Below are 17,355 nucleotides of genomic sequence, written 5' to 3' on the forward strand. Positions count from 1 at the left end.
AAAAAGCATAGTCATAGACTATGCTTTTTTTGTATGTTTTTACCCATCATTGCTTACCACAACAATTGCTTGGATTTACTAATCTTTTTGCAGGCATTAACTAGTTTTTTGCAGGCACTAACTAATCTTTTGCAGGCAGTAACTTGGTCACACCATTCATCAATAATACCGCCAAACCACCAGCAACGACGCCAAAGAGCGCATTTAACACGCTTGGGGTTAATAGTCCTAAAACGTCACCAACAACACTCACTTGGCTAACCAGCGTTTCTGCATGTAAAATCCATTCAGACACGACATGAATACCATGAGTTAAAATACCGCCACCGACCATAAACATGGCAATAGTGCCGACAAATGTCAGGATTTTCATTAGATAAGGAGCAGCAGATACTAATCCTAGGCCTAATTTATGCCCTATTCCACTCGGTTTACGCTGAGCAAGATACAAACCAAGATCATCGATTTTAACAATCCCTGCCACTAAGCCGTACACCCCGACCGTAATCACAATGGCAATAACGCATAAGGTTAAAAATTGCCCCATTAGATCCATGTGTGCTGCCACGCCTAAACTAATTGCGATAATTTCAGCCGATAAGACAAAGTCGGTGCGAATAGCCCCTTTTATTTTTTCTTTTTCGAATGCGGCTAAGTCTTCGATATCAGCTTTTGCTTTGGCGACTACCGCATCGTCATCGATCACAGGAGCGCGTTTATGAGTTAATGAATGATAGACTTTTTCAAAGCCCTCATAACATAAAAACAAACCACCAAACATCAATAAAGGCGTTATAGCCCATGGAATAAACGCACTGATCAGCATGGCCATCGGCACTAAAATCACTTTATTTTTAAATGATCCCATCGCTACCGCAAATACCACCGGTAGTTCACGCTCAGACGCAACACCCGACACTTGTTGCGCATTTAAGGCTAAATCATCACCCAGAACGCCCGCTGTTTTACGTGCAGCCACTTTACTCATGGCCGCTACATCATCCAAAATAGTCGCAATATCATCTAATAGGGTTAATAAACTGGCACCTGCCATAAAAAAATTATCCTTTAAAAAATTTAACTAGCAAGATCGACGCACAAGTATGATAGCGTTTAATAGTATCTGCATAGGACGGTCGCTGGAAATAAATAATATTAACTCAGTGTTTTAGCTCGCCAAGACTCTGCAAACAAAATAAAAAAGGGTCTACATAAAATGTTAGATGCACTTCATGGCTTGATGTCTGTGAGTTAATTATCTTCTACATTTGCACCACATGAACTACGTACCACTAAATGGGTCTTGATTAATCGCTGGCTAACTTCTTGACCACGGATTAACTTCAACACACTTTCGACAAGTATTTCACCTGCAAACTGAGTATCTTGCTTAATGGTTGTCAACGCCGGATTGGCAAAACTGGCCACCGGAATATCATCGTATCCCACTACAGCAACTTGCTCCGGAACTAAAACACCGCGCTTTTTCAATGCACGAATCGCCCCTATCGCAATTAGATCACTCGCAGTAAAAATAGCATCAAATGTCACGCCGCTATCTAATAATACGTTGGCGGCATGATAGCCAGAGGCTTCGGTATTAATAGCGTCATGCTGTAACTGTGTGTCGGCCTCGATACCGGTAGATTGTAAAGCATCAACATGACCTAAATATCTGTCGCGAAATTCAGGGCTGCGACTTGACGAGTCACCTAAAAAAGCAATGTGTTTATGCCCTAACCCAAGCAAATGTTCCGTGGCAACAAAACCACCTTGATGATTATCGCAACCAATAGACAACACCGCTTTATTGTTATGCTCAGCTCCCCAGATAACAAAATGAGTATTTTTTTCGATAAGCTTATCAAGCTTATGGGCATAATCCATATAATCGCCATAGCCTAATAAAATAATACCATCGGCTTTATTACTGTCTTCATAATCTGCATGCCAATCAGTTGAAAGCTGCTGAAATGACACCAATAAATCATAACCTTGACGGGCGGTTGCTCGAGTGATCGAACCCAACATAGAGAGGAAAAATGGGTTGATCATCGACTCATCATTAGTTGGATCTTCACAAATTAGCAATGCTAACGTATGGCTGTTTTGCATGCGCAAGTTACTGGCATTTTTATCGACTTTATAATTGAGTTCTTTTGCAATGGCTTGGATACGCTGTCGCGTTTCTAAATTTACCAACGGACTGTTTCTTAACGCACGAGACACAGTCGATTGCGACACGCCTGCACGGTAAGCTATATCAATAGAAGTCGCTTTAGATGCCATTTTTATGGTTAACCTTTTATTTTTATTGTCATCGCCACTATAAAAAAACCACCAAGTTGATAAACCAACCTGGTGTTATAAAGCGAACTTATAATCCAAGCTCACTAAGCAAGTCATCTGCGTCATCGACAACAATGCCTTTAATATTGGGATCATTTAATACATCTTTTGATTTTGCAGTGTTAACTTGCGCTGCTTTACCATGAGTTTCAATTAACGAATCTAAATCAAACTCTTCGTCCATTTCAAAATCAGCAGAACGAATAAACTCGGTTTTATCCATGGCGAATTCGAGATAAAAGATATGATTGTTTTCAGTCTTAAATGATACTCGTCTGGCTACGGCATTATCGAGGTTAGTGTCTACCGAAATCGTTAATTCTTTATTGATAACCAACATTTTAGGTTGGCTTTGGCTAATTGATGTTTGTAATTCTTTTGATATTTTACCAATAAAATCACCCAAAATTTGGTTCATTAATTCGCCCATAACATTACTGACATCATCAGAAGTATGTGAAAACGCGAGTTCTGTTTCAGGCATACCCATGTTGAGCATATAGCGACGGTAAATCTCAATCGCTGCTGCGGCAGAAAAGTTAATCACAACCAAGCCAGAAAAGCCGCCGTCGAATATGGAGAAACATGCCAAATCCGGTTTTAAACGGGTACGAGAAATACTTTGAACCATCCCAGCATGACTAACATGGCTCGCACTAGTGCTAGAAAGAACATGAGAAACAGAATGACAAAGCTTAAGTAAAATGTCGTCATTTTTGACTGTAGAAGATGAATTCATAACGTTGATACCTTATCCATTAATTAAGCTAATCTTGCGGGTAAAACAAAAAAAAATCAAAATTAAAACAATCGATTAGCATGATAATTAATCAATCGGATTTAATGGTACACTAATCCGTTGATAATCAATAATTTTTTACTAAATTAATACATTTTATTCACAAATGTAAAAATCAGCTGTCTGCTCACAAAAACAATCTTTCAAGCTTATGTTTTTTGAAATTTTCATTATAATTGCTTCACTTTGTATGGATACTTTGAATTAGGACAGATAATGATTAGATTATTAAGGCGTTTAACCATTTTAAAGCGCTTATTCATTATGTTAGCTTTAGCCGCTGTAGGTACTGTGGTTTTCGGTTCTTTTTCAATTAAAGAACAATACGATCATTTAATCGAAGAAAAATATAAGCAGATAAGTGGGCAAGTCAACCAATTAAGTAGCACTCTAGATGCGTTTAAATTGGCCAAACCGGATGCTACGGTTGAAATATTAAGCCAATTTGCCAGTAAAATTGAAGTTAATGATCATCAAGCTTTTATCATTGTTGATAACCAAGATCGCATTATTGTTAATCCATTAAATCAAAACTCAGTCGGCAAGCCCCTCTCCAATTTAGCAACATTCAACGGATCCAATTCATACCAACAGTTGTTCGCCAGCGCCAAAAAAAATAACGTCGCACAGGCTGAACTAGCTATTGTTGATCAACAAAATCGGCCACAAACAGTATTAGCAGTAGCGCAATATTATTCAGCCCTTAATTGGACCTTAATCACTCAAGCTAACGTCAACGATGTTAATGAAAGCATGACGGGTATCATTATTGACTATTTTATTATCATGATGATTATTTCAGTGCCTATTTTTGGGTTCTTTTTATTGCTGAATCATTCTATTACCCAACCTCTCAACGTCACTATCGATGCGATGGAACAGATAGCCAAAGGTGAAGGTGACTTGACCCAACGCTTGTCTACCGAAGGTAATGATGAAGTAGCCAAATTAGCAGATGCATTCAATCAGTTTGTGATTAAAATTGCCAATATGGTGGCTAATTTGCAACCGCTCGGGCATACCTTAAATAATGAAGCCATACATTTATTAGACACCGTAAAGTCATCGAATCAAAGTGCGAATCAAGTGCATAGTGAAACTCAAAGCGTCGCCGCAGCTATCAACCAGATGTTGTCGACTAGCCAAGAAATGGCACGAAATACACAAGATGCAGCTGACGGGGCCGCTAATGTAAAACATCAAGCGGAGCAGAATCAAAAATTGATGCAACAAACCGTTGAACAAACACAAAGTTTAGTCCACGAATTACATCAAGCTGAAACAGTATCATTAACACTGAGTCATTCATCCGCTGAGATTGGCAGTATTCTTGATGTTATTGGCAGCATTGCAGATCAAACTAACCTGCTTGCGCTCAATGCCGCCATTGAAGCTGCACGAGCCGGTGAACATGGTCGAGGTTTTGCTGTCGTGGCAGATGAAGTACGAGCTCTTGCGAATAGAACTCAGTCATCGACTAATGAAATCAATAAAATTATTAGTCAGATCCAAACGGGTATTCAATCGGTTATCGACAGCATTACTCATACACAACGACAATCTACTCAGTTACAGTCAAAAGCCGTACAATCAAGCGATGCGATTATCGAAATTTTAGCGCTCATCGATAATATTAGCGGCATGACAGCACAACTTGCTAGTGCCACTGAAGAACAAGCATTGGTTACCGAAGACATCAATGTCAACGTCAATACCATTTCTGAACTCACCGAACAGTCGTTAACAGCGAACGAAACTCACAATCAGGCAGCGCAATCGTTGCAAGGCATTAGTGTTGATATGAGCAAAACTCTAGGGCAATTTAAAATATAGCTATTAAAACAATTGATTAACTAAGGCTTTTTAGACTTGGCTTTACAACTGCCAACCTAAAAAGCCTTTAGATTTACCTTCTAAACTTTCATATTATTACCGCAACCAATATTGACTTAAAGCCTTGATTAATACATCACGGGCAATTTCGAGTCGAACATCACTTTTAGCCCTTATGACTTTAAGGTATATTGTGTCCATCAGATTAAATACTTGAGCTCAACAAGGTATTTTAGCAAAAAATGCTAGTAAACATTTCCCACTAGCGTATTGAAATATTGATACTTAATCCAATGAGTATTTAGTTGTCATTCATTACAGAGTATGTTTTTTATGTATCAAAAAACGGTCACCATTGTTGCTCCTCACGGCATTCACACGCGTCCAGCGGCATTACTGGTAAAAGAGGCAAAAGAGTTCGACTGCGACATCATGGTCGAATGTAATGGAAAACAGGCCAGTGCTAAAAGTTTATTTAAATTGCAAACATTGGGCCTTTACCAAGGCATGTCGGTGACGGTATTGGCGTCAGGTGAACACGGTCAAGCGGCTGTCGACAAAATAGCCTCAATGCTGATTACACTTAGCTAATAGGACAACGTTATGTCAATCAATGGAATCGTTGTATCTGCAGGCATCGCTTTTGGTAAAGCCCTGACTATTACCACTCAACTGCCACCTCTCGATTTTAAACTGCTTTCTATTGAGCAAATTGACCAGCAACAGCAACAGCTAACCCAGGCAATTAATCACTTAATTGCTCATTTACAACACTGCCAACATCACCTGTGCCCAGATTGCGATAATTTCCAACTCATTGATAGCGATATTATGTTGCTAGAAGATGAGGAGCTACAGCAGCAACTACATCAACATATTAATCAATTTAGAGTTTGCGCAGCGGTCGCGGTTGATCGGATTTTTAATCAACATGCAGCAGAAATGTCGTCATTAGACGACCCTTATTTAGCCAATCGTAGCGGTGATATTATTTGTTTGGCTAAACGCCTGACCAGTGCTTTGCATGGCCATTTGCAATGGGACTTATCAACACTCGCAGAAGACACGATTTTGCTCGCTGATGATTTAACTCCTGCTGAATTTGCCATATTGCCACTAACCCACATAACCGGACTTATTCTCGAATCTGGAGGCCTAACAAGCCATACTGCGATTTTAGCTCGGGCAGCGGGTATTCCAGCGTTACTTAATTATCAATTCTCACAATCTGAAAACCTCATCATAGATGGCTCGCAGCTCATTTTAGATGGTATGTCAGGTGAGTTACATATCGCCCCATCACCTGAACTTTTCGACCAGTTAAAGCAAAAACAACAACAAGAATTGCTGCGTCGTCAAGCATTGATGATTTATAAAGATAAGCCCAGTCAAACCCTTGATGGTCATAAGATCACTTTGCTGGCTAATGTGGGAAATCTGAGTGAAATATCTCATACAGCCGAAGTCGGAGCACAAGGTATTGGCTTGTTTCGTACCGAATTTTTATTGATGAATGCTAAAGCGCTACCCGATGAACAGCAACAATATAAACTCTATAGCGATGCTCTGCATAGTTTACAAGGCGACGTGTTGACTATTCGAACGTTTGATATTGGCGCAGATAAAGAGATCCCTTGTTTGCCGCAAAGTAACGAAGACAACCCTGCCCTTGGTATTCGTGGTATTCGCTATAGTTTGGCGCACCCAGAGACCTTTATCCCCCAAGTAAAAGCGATACTTCGGGCGGCAAACCATGGCCAAGTTCGATTAATGTTTCCGATGGTTAGCCAGGTTGAAGAACTTGACGCCGCGTTTTTATTAATTGAACGTGCCAAAGCGGAGTTAATTGAACAAGAAAAAGGTTTTGGTACTTTGAGCTACGGTATTGTGGTTGAAACCCCAGCAGCAGTTATGAACCTACCCAGCATGCTGCCACTGCTTGATTTTGTCAGTATCGGCACCAATGATTTAACCCAGTATACTTTAGCGGCCGATCGTACTAATCCGCATTTAGCCAAACAATATCCGCCTCTGTCACCTGCTGTTATCCAGTTAATTTCCATCAGCATAAACCACTGTAAAAAGGCAAACGTTAAAGTCTCTTTATGTGGTGAACTTGGTAGCGATCCACGCGTCTTACCTTTATTAGTCGGACTTGGGCTTGATGAATTGAGTATCAACCCAGCTAATTTATTAGATGTAAAAGTGGCATTGATTAAGGGGCATTACGCTGAATATGTCCGCCATGCACAACACATTGCTTTGTTAACTCGAATTACTGATATACGCTCAGCCATTAACGCTTTTGCACTTGATTACAATCAATAGCACGAATAAAGTTGGTAAAGTTCGCAGAGCCGTTTACAATTAACCGCATAAAAATATTAATAAAAGAGGCTTGTTCTTATGGGATTTTTAAGCCGTATTAGACGACTTATTTCTGGCCAACCACCATTAACAGGTGGTATTGCCATTTATGCACCTGTATCTGGTGATATTGTTGCAATTGAAAAAGTACCCGACGTGGTATTTGCTGAAAAAATTGTTGGCGATGGCATTGCTATCGACCCAAAGGGCGAATTTATTGTCGCTCCGATAGATGGCACCATAGGTAAAATTTTTGAAACCAACCATGCATTTAGCATTGAGTCTCCACAAGGGCTTGAACTGTTTGTGCACTTTGGGGTTGGAACCGTTGAACTGCGAGGTAATGGCTTTAAACGTTTGGCCGAAGAAGGTCAGCAAGTTAAAGCCGGTGAACCGATTTTGTCTTTCGACCTTGCCTATTTACGCGGCAAAGTCGACAGTTTACTGACTCCGGTAGTGCTGGCCAATATGGAAGACGTTAAACAATTAGATAAGGCTCAAGGCAGCGTTGTTGCTGGTAAAGATATTATTTTTACGGTGCAAATGTAACATCAAGTTGACTCTATCTATTTAACAACCCTATTCAATGGTTATCGTAAACTATCGCGCCACAATAATATGCAACCTTCAGCTTAAGTGAGCGTAGGTTGCATATTATGAAATCTTTTCAAAACACCGTCTTCGGCTTGTTCAAGCCGCTTCACAATGCCACAATGTTGTTAAATGCATTCAATGATATCCCTTTTACATAAGGCACTTTTTCAGGCTTATCTACAAAGCCAAGCCTTACATGACAACCCTATCGACATTAATGGAGTATTCTTTTGACTTTATACGGCATAAAAAATTGCGATACAGTTCGTAAAGCGCGTAAATGGCTTGAAGCCGAAAAAATTGATTACACGTTTCACGACTTCCGTGAAGATGGTCTAAATGAAACCATGGTTACGCAGTGGGCTGATGTTGTCGGTTGGGAAACCTTATTTAACAAACGCAGCACCAGTTTTCGTGGTTTGACTGATGCTGAAAAAACGGATATCACTCAAGACAAAGCCATAGCATTAATGGTGCAATATCCAACATTGATTAAGCGCCCGGTTCTGGTCAACAACGATAAATTACTGGTTGGTTTTAACCTAGCTCAATACCAAGCGTGGTTCGCATAATGAATAATGATGTAGTTGAATTAGCAAAAGATCTGATATCACGTCCATCGGTAACACCATTGGATGAGGGTTGCCAAACCTTAATGGCCAATCGCCTTGCCGCTGTTGGGTTTAATATTGAACCGATGGTTTTTGAAGACACCACCAATATGTGGGCAAGACGCGGTAACTGTGATCCGGTTTTCTGCTTTGCAGGTCATACCGATGTAGTCCCAACTGGCGATCTTAACCGTTGGCATACTCCTCCGTTTGAACCGACCATTATTGATAACTATTTACATGGTCGCGGCGCGGCAGACATGAAAGGATCGTTAGCCGCGATGATTATCGCGACCGAACGATTTGTTGCTAAACATCCAGACCACAATGGCTCTATTGCTTATTTAATTACCAGTGACGAAGAAGGTCCATTTATAAACGGCACCACGCGGGTTATTGATACGCTCGAAGCTCGTAATGAAAAAATGACATGGGCGCTAGTTGGCGAACCTTCTTCAACGCATAAATTAGGTGATGTCGTCAAAAATGGTCGTCGTGGCAGCTTGACTGGCAACTTAACCGTTAACGGAATTCAAGGCCATGTTGCCTATCCACACTTAGCCGACAACCCTATTCATAAAGCGGTTCCAGCACTAACTGAACTCGCACAAATGCATTGGGATAATGGTAATGAGTTTTTCCCACCGACCAGTTTCCAAATTGCTAACATTAATGGCGGTACTGGTGCATCGAATGTTATCCCCGGTGAATTAACCGTGATGTTTAACTTCCGTTACTCTACCGAAGTGACCGCAGAAGAATTGATCCTGCGGGTGGTGAGTATTCTTGATGCTCATGGCTTAGATTATGATATCAACTGGGTTTTTAATGGTTTACCGTTCTTAACGGGTGCCGGTCCACTGCTTGATGCCACACGAGAAGCGATTCGCGAAGTCACAGGTTATGAAACCGACCCACAAACTTCAGGTGGTACCTCAGATGGTCGCTTTATCGCACCAACTGGCGCACAAGTGTTGGAGTTAGGCCCAGTCAACGCGACAATTCATAAAGTGAATGAATGCGTCAACGTGGCCGACTTAGAAATATTAGCTAATTGCTATGAACGCATTTTGGAAAAGCTATTGTGCAAATAAGCTCACTGCTTTGTTCGATTGATATCCCTAGCGAGCAAGCTAAATTATACGGCTTAGACGATCGACATTTAGTTTCAATCGGACAGTTTTTGCTTGAACAACGCACTGCAACTGCATTTATGCAGTTGCAGTGCGCGGCATCTGTTGCGGGGTTTGATGTACAAATATGTTCTGCATATAGACCATTTGATCGTCAATTGAGTATTTGGAACGCCAAAGCCACAGGTCAGCGACCATTACTCGACCAAGACTCAAATCCAGTTGAGTTTACGTCACTCACGCCCCAACAGCTGATTGATACCATTTTGATATGGTCTGCCCTGCCTGGCGCATCTCGGCATCATTGGGGCACCGATTTCGATATATATGATGCGAATAACATTAGCAAACAAGCACTGCAGTTAATCACTGCAGAATATACAGCCGATGGCCCTTGTGCTCATCTACATAAATGGCTTATCTCGCATGCTGCTGAGTTTGGATTTTATTTTCCCTATCAACCTGATTTAAGTGGTGTTAGTCCTGAGCCATGGCACATGAGCTATTTTCCTGTCGCTAATGAGTTGTTGGAGCAATTTAGCGCAGATGAATTTGCAAAAGTGTTGTCTGCGGCAAAAATATCGTTAGAATCACCCTTAATTGAACGGCTAACAGAGTTAGTTAATCATTATGTTTTCTTTGTTGCGCCCTCTCCGGCTTAGTGTTTGCGCGCATTTCCTCTTTAAATGAGTCTGTTATGTCCACTTTACTGCATCACATAAAAATTGATAATCAACCACTGTATTACTTGGATGAAGGGCATGGACCTGTTGTTATCTTTTGTCATGGCTTACTCACCAATAGCACGATGTGGCGATCGCAAATTGACCAACTTTCATCACAGTATCGATGCATCGCCATCGACTTTTGGGGTCATGGTAAAACAACCACTATCCCTGAATCTGTTGAAAATTTACAAGATGTGGCTCAACACGTATTAATGTTAATGGATAAGCTTGAAATCGACTCTGCCGCCATCGTAGGTCATGGTAGTGGCGGCGCAATTGCAGCTGAACTTATTTTACATGCACCGGCTCGTATTAGTGGCTTGGTGATGTTAAACAGTTTTGTGGGGTTTGAACCGCAAGTTAATTGCGTTAAATACCAAGGGTTAATGGCTCAAGTTGCCAACGAACAAGCAATATCAACAGACCTTGCCCAAACCATTAGCACGTTATTTTTTAGTAAAGATATTGAGCAATTGATCAGTCTAGCCCCTAATCTGGCGACAAGAGTTACACAGTTTAACGCTGAATTAACGTCTTACTCTAGCGCCCAACTTAGTGCGTTACTGAAGTTTGCCAATATGGCCATATTCAAACGAGACACACTCGAATCGGTTGAGTTATTAACATTACCGACTTTAGTGGCGGTAGGATTAAGTGGTTATTTGCGTACTGCACTAGAAAGTTATTTAATGCATGACTGTATTGATGGCAGTCAATTATTGCACATTGAACAAGCTGGTCATTTAGCTAACATCGAAAAACCAGCCATTTTTAATCAACATCTTATTGATTTTTTGAGTAAAGTTAATTTTAATTAATCACCTCAATGGATAGACCAGATCCGTCAACATTGCTGATATACTCATTACAAAATGACCTATTACCTGTAATACCTTACCGGTAAAAAACGACCTAATTCGAGCGCTCATGAAACTTCTTAAACCATTATTTGATAATAATCGCCGTTGGGCTGAACGGATCAACAAAGAAGATCCTACCTTTTTTGCGCAACTGGCAAAACAACAAAACCCAGAATATTTATGGATTGGTTGCTCAGATAGCCGAGTGCCTTCTAATCAGATTATCGACTTATTACCCGGTGAAGTGTTTGTTCACCGTAACATCGCTAATATGGTCATTCACACAGATTTAAATTGTTTATCAGTGCTGCAATATGCTGTTGATGTGTTAAAAGTAAAGCACATCATGGTCGTTGGGCATTATGGCTGTGGTGGTGTTCGTGCAGCAATGAATAAAGAGCGATTGGGCTTGATTGACAATTGGCTCGGACATTTACGCGACATTTATCGTATTCACGAGGAGGCTCTTGAATCGATGAGTGAACAAGCACGTTTTGATCGCCTATGTGAGCTTAATGTAATGGAACAAGTGTCAAATGTTGTGTCGACCAACATAGTTCAAGAAGCATGGGATCGTGGTCAAGATGTAGCAATACATGGTTGGATTTACGGAATTAATAACGGATTACTCACAGATTTAGACGTGACAATTGACCGTCTTCATGGCCGCAATTTAGCATAATCTTGCCTTCTATCTCCATTTACACTTTTAATAGGCCTGTTATTTAGCAGGCCTTTGTTTATTGTTATTAAAAATATGCAATAAAAGTCGCGAACCACCACTGAAGAACGTTATAATCATCCAGTTTATTTAGCGCTACTATGCGCAGAATTTTTAGGAGATGATTTCCATGCCTGGTTTTGAATTATTTGGTCCTGAAGAAAAGCAGGAAGTTGCTGACGTAATGGAGAACGGTTTTACCTTCCGTTATAACTTCGACCATATGCGTAATGATCGCTGGAAAACCCGCGACATGGAGCAACTACTTTGCGAAAAAATGAACGTGAAACACGCTCATTTAGTATCAAGCGGTACTGCTGCATTACAAACTGCAATGGCAGCAGCGGGCATTGGTGCTGGCGATGAAGTCATTGTGCCTCCATTTACCTTTGTAGCCTCTGTTGAAGCCGTGTTTATGGCCGGTGCTGTACCTATTTTTGCTGAAATTGACGAAACATTGTGTTTATCTCCAGAAGGTATTGAAGCTGTAATCACGCCACGTACCAAGGCCATTAACCTTGTTCATATGTGTGGTTCTATGGCCAAGATGGACGAAATCAAAGCAGTGTGTAAAAAGCATAACTTGGTGATTTTAGAAGATGCATGTCAAGCCATCGGTGGCAGTTATAAAGGCCAAGCATTGGGCACTATTGGTGATGTAGGTTGTTACTCATTTGACTCAGTTAAAACCATCACCTGTGGTGAAGGCGGCGCGATTGTCACTAACAACAGCGAAATTTATAACCACTCACACATGTTTTCAGATCACGGCCATGACCATGTTGGTAATGATCGTGGTGCAGAATCACACCCAATTATGGGGTTGAATTTCCGTATTTCAGAAATGAATGCAGCAATGGGTTTAGCACAATTACGTAAGCTTGATAAAATCATTGCTATTCAACGTAAAAATAAGAAAACCATTAAAGATGCAATGGCATCTATTGCTGAAATCACCTTCCGTGAAATTCCTGATCCAGATGGCGATTCTGCAGGCTTCTTAACATTTATGATGCCAACAGAAGAACGCACTCAAGAAATTAATAAAAAGCTGGCTGCCAACAAAGTTGATGGTTGTTTTTACTGGTATGTTAACAACTGGCATTACCTTAAAAATTGGAAACACATCCAAGAACTTAAAGCGCCTGCCGCATTACCTATTATGCTAATCGCTGATCGCCCTGACTACACTAAAGTGCTGACACCCAAATCTGACGCTATCATGAGTCGAACGATTTCGATGTTAATCAAGTTGTCTTGGACTGATGAGCAAATAGCTGAACGTATTGAAAATATCAAACGCGTTTTTGCCTAGCATTGATGCCTCTCGGTCAGTGATGGCTGAGAGCACTTTTTACAGTACTTATCTCAATGGAGACTGTTGTAATGAGTTTTAAAAATTTTAAATGTGTACCTAAAATGATCTTTGGCCGTGGTTCATTTGTGCAACTTGATGTTGTATTAGGTCAAGAACGTCAAGATGCTAACGATTTTGTCGTTTTCCTTGTCGATGATGTACATCAAGGTAAACCGCTAGCTGACCGCGTGCCAACGCAAGCGCACGACCTACTGATTTACGTAAACGTAGATGATGAACCAACAACTGAACAAGTTGATGCGTTAACGGCGCAAGTTAAAGTATTTAACACTAAGTTACCAGTGAGCGTAGTCGGTTTAGGCGGCGGTTCAACAATGGACTTAGCCAAAGCTGTATCACTCATGCTCACTAACCCTGGTAGTTCTTCTGAATACCAAGGTTGGGATTTGATTAAAAACCCTGCGATACACCACATTGGTATTCCAACAGTATCTGGCACGGGTGCAGAAGCATCACGTACTGCGGTATTGTGCGGACCAGTTCGTAAACTAGGTTTGAACTCAGATTACACCGTATTTGATCAAATCATCATGGACTCTGAATTAATTGCAGGGGTTCCGACTGACCAATGGTTCTACACTGGTATGGATTGCTTTATTCATTGTGTAGAATCATTACAAGGCACTTACTTAAACGAGTTTGCTAAAGCATTTGCCGAAAAATCTATGGATTTATGTCGTGAAGTGTTCTTAGACGACCACGCAGAAAAAGACGACAAGTTAATGATGGCGTCTTACATGGGCGGTATGAGCATTGCTTATAGCCAAGTTGGTGCATGTCATGCGGTATCTTACGGTTTAGGTTATGTGCTGGGTTATCACCACGGTATTGGTAACTGTTTAGCCTTTGATGTGCTGGAAGAGTTTTACCCAGAAGGTGTGACTGAATTCCGCAAAATGATGAAAATTCATAACATCACTCTGCCTAAAAACATCTGTAAAGATTTGCCAGATGAAACTATCGCTAAGATGGTTGCCGTTACTAAGAGCATGGGTCCACTTTGGGACAACGTGTACGGTAAAGGCTGGGAAGAGAAAGTTACCGATGAAATGCTGACTAAGTTATTCCGTCGTATATAATAAACGACAGATTAAGTCATAAAGGGCTCTTATGAGCCCTTTTATTTATTGTCTATACCATTGTCACAACCACAAGTAGGTCATATTAATGAAAGTTACTCTATTAATCCCGGCACGTTATGGTTCAAGCCGTTTCCCGGGCAAGCCGCTAGCCCCGATTAATGGTAAACCCATGATCCAACACGTTTATGAACGTGCATCATTAGCAAAAGGTCTCGATAGCATCTATGTTGCTACAGATGACGACCGCATTAAAGATGCCGTTGAATCCTTTGGTGGTAAAGTGGTAATGACCAGCCCTGATGCAGCATCTGGTACCGACCGTATTAACGATGCCATTGCATTACTGGGTCTTAATGATGACGATTTAGTGATTAATTTACAAGGCGATCAACCGCTGATTGATCCTATCTCAATCGAACAAATCATTAGTCTATTTGAACGTCACCCTGGTGAATTCGAAATGGCAACATTAGGATTTGAGATCGTCGATAAAAGAGAATTAGACGACCCAATGCACGTTAAAATGGTGTTTGATAATGACCATAATGCATTATATTTCTCTCGCTCTCGTATTCCCTTTGGTCGCGATACCAATGACTATCCGGTTTACAAACATTTAGGTGTTTATGCTTACACTAAGCGTTTTGTGAATGCCTTTGCTAAGTTGCCTTTAGGCAGACTTGAAGATCTTGAAAAATTAGAACAGCTACGCGCACTCGAATACGGCCACAAAATTAAAATTGCTATCAGTGCTTTTGATTCTCCAGAAGTCGATACTCCAGAAGATATTCGCAAATGTGAGCTACGTTTAGCCGTCGACTAATAACCAAACACGTATGGTTCTAGCCCTGTTGTCTTAAAAACACGGCTAGAAAATTTCAGCTTAAAAGGAGTTTCCAATGAGTCTAGAAGGTTATGAAGTTTGGCTAATTATTATTTTAGTTATAGGCGTTATTGCAAGTAATATCGCGGTATTGAAATATTCTGCCAAATTTAAAATGCCTCAATTTGGTGAACATAAAGATCAAACGCACACCAAAGGCAAAGAAACTAGTTCACCAGAAACAGAAGATAAACTGACAGCAGCACCTTCAGATGAGAAAGGCAAAGACAGCAAAGACAGCAAAGACAGCAAAGACAAAACGTTATAATGCTCAATTGACCTATCAATAAAATGAACCTAGCTATTTTTTATAGCAGTATGCAATTAACATAACGTCCATGTTGCTCTATATTCTTATGCTTAATCGTTGTTATTTGTCTAACGGTCACTCTTTCTATCGCGATTACCATTCGTACAATCTCTAAATGTTACAACATAAGCCTGATAATAAAAAAGCTAACACCATAATGGGGTTAGCTTAATGTGTATCCAACAGGCTTTGTTTCTGTACAGGTGTAGTTCAATACCATAGGTAAGTGTTATTCACTGTCAAACTTGACTCGTTGTTGCTCTTGGTTATTCGGCCAAGCATTGATGACGGCTTTGACTAACGAAGCTAGTGGTATGGCAAAAAAGACTCCCCAAACGCCCCATAAGCCACCAAATACTAACACGGCGGCAATAATCACAACGGGATGTAAATCAACAGCATCAGAAAAGAGTAGCGGTACTAACACATTGCCATCTAACGCCTGAATAATCCCATAACCTAACATTAAATAACCAAATTCAGCACTAAAACCCCACTGAAAAAATGCCACTAACGCGATCGGCAATGTAACCAATGTTGCGCCAACATATGGGATCAATACCGACAAACCTGTTAATACGCCCAGTAGCGCTGAATAACGCAACCCCATGATAGCAAAAAAGATATAACTGGCTACGCCAATAATAACAATCTCAATCACTTTACCGCGAATATAATTAAAAATTTGTTGGTCCATTTCAAACCAAACTTTTCGTGCAAGACCACGGTTAGACGGGAAAAATCGTTTGCTACCGTTTAATAAAAACTCTTTGTCTTTTAAAAAGAAAAATACCAATAATGGTACTAAAATCGCGTACACCATTAACACTAATAATGACGCAGAATAACCAAGAATTTGTTTACCTAAATCAATCAGGTGCTGTGTATCAAGCATCTTGTTGATTTCTTCCATCATCGAATCAAGTTGCGATGCACTCACAAACTGCGGGTAATCAGCACTAAATTCGCGCACGATTATCATGCCCTTATCGATCATAGAAGGTAAATCGGTGACCAATGACACTCCTTGGCGCCAAATACTGGGCACTAAACCAAACGTCAAAATAATCATCAACCCTAAAAAAACCACCAACACAATTGTTGCAGCAGCGGTTCGGCTTATACCCAGTCGCGACATCTGTGCTACTGGCCACTCTAATAAAAAAGCTAACACCAAAGCAACCAGTAATGGCGCAAGTAATCCGGAACCAAAGTACAATGCAAGACCAATCCCAATAATGATAAACATTAACGTTATGGCTTGTGGGTCACTAAAACGGGTTTTGTACCAATCAGTTAAAATTTCCAGCATTGAAAAACCTTTTATATAAACAATATTAATTTGTTTTGGTGATGATAAATGACAAGCATTGCGGTTGATCAGCAATGATTTCAATACCAAAACCCATTTTTTTTATCAACAAGGGAACATCTCGGCGTGAACCAGGGTCAGATAAGAGTACATGTAATTTTTCATCCAGATCCATTTGCTTTAGTAAAAGTTTAATTTTTACTAAAGGATAAGGACAAACATAGGGTGTTAAATCAATTAAAATCATTATCAACTTGCTTTAAACAATCTAGGGCTATTATCCTAGCTTGTACAATAAACCACAAGCAATGTAACTTAAGCAAACTTGTTGGTTAAGCTTATATTTTCGATTCAATCATCATTAAAGGCTCCGCTTGAGTAAATTATCATTATCG

Annotated in this window: 18 protein-coding genes; 13 read left to right on the top strand and 5 right to left on the bottom strand. The window is 40.4% G+C overall.

The features are described from left to right. Positions 1-121: 121 nt before the first annotated feature. The 3 genes from EGC86_RS16825 to EGC86_RS16835 all read right to left on the bottom strand — a co-directional run bounded on the left by EGC86_RS16825 (position 122) and on the right by EGC86_RS16835 (position 3,088). Positions 122-1,054 (bottom strand): DUF808 domain-containing protein, encoded by a 933-nt coding sequence (locus tag EGC86_RS16825; protein ID WP_011637239.1) that lies wholly within the window; start codon positions 1,052-1,054, stop codon positions 122-124. A gap of 197 nt (positions 1,055-1,251) precedes the next feature. After that, positions 1,252-2,289: a LacI family DNA-binding transcriptional regulator gene (locus EGC86_RS16830; RefSeq protein WP_011637238.1), complete on the bottom strand. Its 1,038-nt coding sequence runs from the start codon at positions 2,287-2,289 to the stop codon at positions 1,252-1,254. A gap of 88 nt (positions 2,290-2,377) precedes the next feature. Then, positions 2,378-3,088 carry a DUF3334 family protein gene (locus EGC86_RS16835; protein ID WP_011637237.1) on the bottom strand — a complete coding sequence of 237 codons (711 nt, stop codon included), beginning with the start codon at positions 3,086-3,088 and terminating at the stop codon, positions 2,378-2,380. A gap of 276 nt (positions 3,089-3,364) precedes the next feature. Here EGC86_RS16835 and EGC86_RS16840 point away from each other — a divergent pair, with 276 nt between their 5' ends. The 13 genes from EGC86_RS16840 (at position 3,365) to EGC86_RS16900 (ending at position 15,606) form a co-directional block, all read left to right on the top strand. Continuing rightward, entirely contained in the window at positions 3,365-4,981 is a 1,617-nt protein-coding gene (locus EGC86_RS16840; protein ID WP_123778315.1) for a methyl-accepting chemotaxis protein, read from the top strand. 333 nt (positions 4,982-5,314) lie between these two features. After that, positions 5,315-5,572 carry an HPr family phosphocarrier protein gene (locus EGC86_RS16845; protein WP_041413537.1) on the top strand — a complete coding sequence of 86 codons (258 nt, stop codon included), beginning with the start codon at positions 5,315-5,317 and terminating at the stop codon, positions 5,570-5,572. 12 nt (positions 5,573-5,584) lie between these two features. Then, positions 5,585-7,309, top strand: a complete 1,725-nt coding sequence (ptsP, locus tag EGC86_RS16850; protein WP_123778316.1) for a phosphoenolpyruvate--protein phosphotransferase — start codon at positions 5,585-5,587, stop codon at positions 7,307-7,309. 78 nt (positions 7,310-7,387) lie between these two features. Beyond that, a complete protein-coding gene (crr, locus tag EGC86_RS16855; protein ID WP_011637233.1) occupies positions 7,388-7,897 on the top strand; it encodes a PTS glucose transporter subunit IIA in 510 nt (169 codons plus the stop codon). A gap of 275 nt (positions 7,898-8,172) precedes the next feature. After that, positions 8,173-8,514 carry an ArsC family reductase gene (locus EGC86_RS16860; protein ID WP_123778317.1) on the top strand — a complete coding sequence of 114 codons (342 nt, stop codon included), beginning with the start codon at positions 8,173-8,175 and terminating at the stop codon, positions 8,512-8,514. Next, on the top strand, positions 8,514-9,647 hold the full coding sequence (gene dapE, locus EGC86_RS16865) for a succinyl-diaminopimelate desuccinylase (protein ID WP_123778318.1): 1,134 nt from the start codon (positions 8,514-8,516) through the stop codon (positions 9,645-9,647). Before EGC86_RS16860 ends, dapE begins: the two co-directional genes overlap by 1 nt. Further along, positions 9,638-10,348 (top strand): M15 family metallopeptidase, encoded by a 711-nt coding sequence (locus EGC86_RS16870; protein WP_123778319.1) that lies wholly within the window; start codon positions 9,638-9,640, stop codon positions 10,346-10,348. The genes dapE and EGC86_RS16870 overlap by 10 nt, the downstream gene beginning before the upstream one ends. 35 nt (positions 10,349-10,383) lie before the next feature. After that, entirely contained in the window at positions 10,384-11,232 is an 849-nt protein-coding gene (locus EGC86_RS16875) for an alpha/beta fold hydrolase (protein ID WP_123778320.1), read from the top strand. Positions 11,233-11,341: 109 nt separating this feature from the next. After that, a complete protein-coding gene (can, locus tag EGC86_RS16880) occupies positions 11,342-11,956 on the top strand; it encodes a carbonate dehydratase (protein WP_011637228.1) in 615 nt (204 codons plus the stop codon). Positions 11,957-12,125: 169 nt separating this feature from the next. After that, positions 12,126-13,310 (top strand): 8-amino-3,8-dideoxy-alpha-D-manno-octulosonate transaminase KdnA, encoded by a 1,185-nt coding sequence (gene kdnA, locus EGC86_RS16885; protein WP_123778321.1) that lies wholly within the window; start codon positions 12,126-12,128, stop codon positions 13,308-13,310. Positions 13,311-13,381: 71 nt separating this feature from the next. Further along, complete coding sequence (gene kdnB, locus EGC86_RS16890; RefSeq protein WP_123778322.1) at positions 13,382-14,452, top strand: 3-deoxy-alpha-D-manno-octulosonate 8-oxidase KdnB; 1,071 nt, start codon at positions 13,382-13,384, stop codon at positions 14,450-14,452. 88 nt (positions 14,453-14,540) lie between these two features. Next, positions 14,541-15,278 carry an 8-amino-3,8-dideoxy-manno-octulosonate cytidylyltransferase KdsB gene (gene kdsB / locus EGC86_RS16895; protein WP_011637225.1) on the top strand — a complete coding sequence of 246 codons (738 nt, stop codon included), beginning with the start codon at positions 14,541-14,543 and terminating at the stop codon, positions 15,276-15,278. 76 nt (positions 15,279-15,354) lie between these two features. Further along, positions 15,355-15,606 carry a DUF2897 family protein gene (locus EGC86_RS16900; protein WP_123778323.1) on the top strand — a complete coding sequence of 84 codons (252 nt, stop codon included), beginning with the start codon at positions 15,355-15,357 and terminating at the stop codon, positions 15,604-15,606. A 271-nt stretch (positions 15,607-15,877) separates the two neighbouring features. Here EGC86_RS16900 and EGC86_RS16905 read toward each other — a convergent pair whose 3' ends face one another. Further along, a complete protein-coding gene (locus EGC86_RS16905) occupies positions 15,878-16,960 on the bottom strand; it encodes an AI-2E family transporter (RefSeq protein ID WP_011637223.1) in 1,083 nt (360 codons plus the stop codon). 25 nt (positions 16,961-16,985) lie between these two features. Next, entirely contained in the window at positions 16,986-17,207 is a 222-nt protein-coding gene (locus EGC86_RS16910) for a sulfurtransferase TusA family protein (RefSeq protein ID WP_011637222.1), read from the bottom strand. Positions 17,208-17,355: the final 148 nt, after the last annotated feature.

Origin of the sequence: Shewanella frigidimarina (assembly GCF_003797125.1) — a bacterium.
In the GTDB taxonomy this organism is placed as follows: Bacteria; Pseudomonadota; Gammaproteobacteria; order Enterobacterales; family Shewanellaceae; genus Shewanella; species Shewanella frigidimarina.

Bases quoted from the DNA above. Each gene is read 5' to 3' on its own strand.
- crr (WP_011637233.1), top strand. From the start codon at position 7,388: ATGGGATTTTTAAGCCGTATTAGACGACTTATTTCTGGCCAACCACCA.
- EGC86_RS16910 (WP_011637222.1), bottom strand. From the start codon at position 17,207: ATGATTTTAATTGATTTAACACCCTATGTTTGTCCTTATCCTTTAGTA.
- EGC86_RS16875 (WP_123778320.1), top strand. From the start codon at position 10,384: ATGTCCACTTTACTGCATCACATAAAAATTGATAATCAACCACTGTAT.
- EGC86_RS16900 (WP_123778323.1), top strand. From the start codon at position 15,355: ATGAGTCTAGAAGGTTATGAAGTTTGGCTAATTATTATTTTAGTTATA.
- EGC86_RS16830 (WP_011637238.1), bottom strand. From the start codon at position 2,289: ATGGCATCTAAAGCGACTTCTATTGATATAGCTTACCGTGCAGGCGTG.
- EGC86_RS16840 (WP_123778315.1), top strand. From the start codon at position 3,365: ATGATTAGATTATTAAGGCGTTTAACCATTTTAAAGCGCTTATTCATT.
- EGC86_RS16835 (WP_011637237.1), bottom strand. From the start codon at position 3,088: ATGAATTCATCTTCTACAGTCAAAAATGACGACATTTTACTTAAGCTT.
- EGC86_RS16825 (WP_011637239.1), bottom strand. From the start codon at position 1,054: ATGGCAGGTGCCAGTTTATTAACCCTATTAGATGATATTGCGACTATT.
- kdnA (WP_123778321.1), top strand. From the start codon at position 12,126: ATGCCTGGTTTTGAATTATTTGGTCCTGAAGAAAAGCAGGAAGTTGCT.
- ptsP (WP_123778316.1), top strand. From the start codon at position 5,585: ATGTCAATCAATGGAATCGTTGTATCTGCAGGCATCGCTTTTGGTAAA.
- dapE (WP_123778318.1), top strand. From the start codon at position 8,514: ATGAATAATGATGTAGTTGAATTAGCAAAAGATCTGATATCACGTCCA.
- EGC86_RS16905 (WP_011637223.1), bottom strand. From the start codon at position 16,960: ATGCTGGAAATTTTAACTGATTGGTACAAAACCCGTTTTAGTGACCCA.
- EGC86_RS16845 (WP_041413537.1), top strand. From the start codon at position 5,315: ATGTATCAAAAAACGGTCACCATTGTTGCTCCTCACGGCATTCACACG.
- kdsB (WP_011637225.1), top strand. From the start codon at position 14,541: ATGAAAGTTACTCTATTAATCCCGGCACGTTATGGTTCAAGCCGTTTC.
- can (WP_011637228.1), top strand. From the start codon at position 11,342: ATGAAACTTCTTAAACCATTATTTGATAATAATCGCCGTTGGGCTGAA.
- kdnB (WP_123778322.1), top strand. From the start codon at position 13,382: ATGAGTTTTAAAAATTTTAAATGTGTACCTAAAATGATCTTTGGCCGT.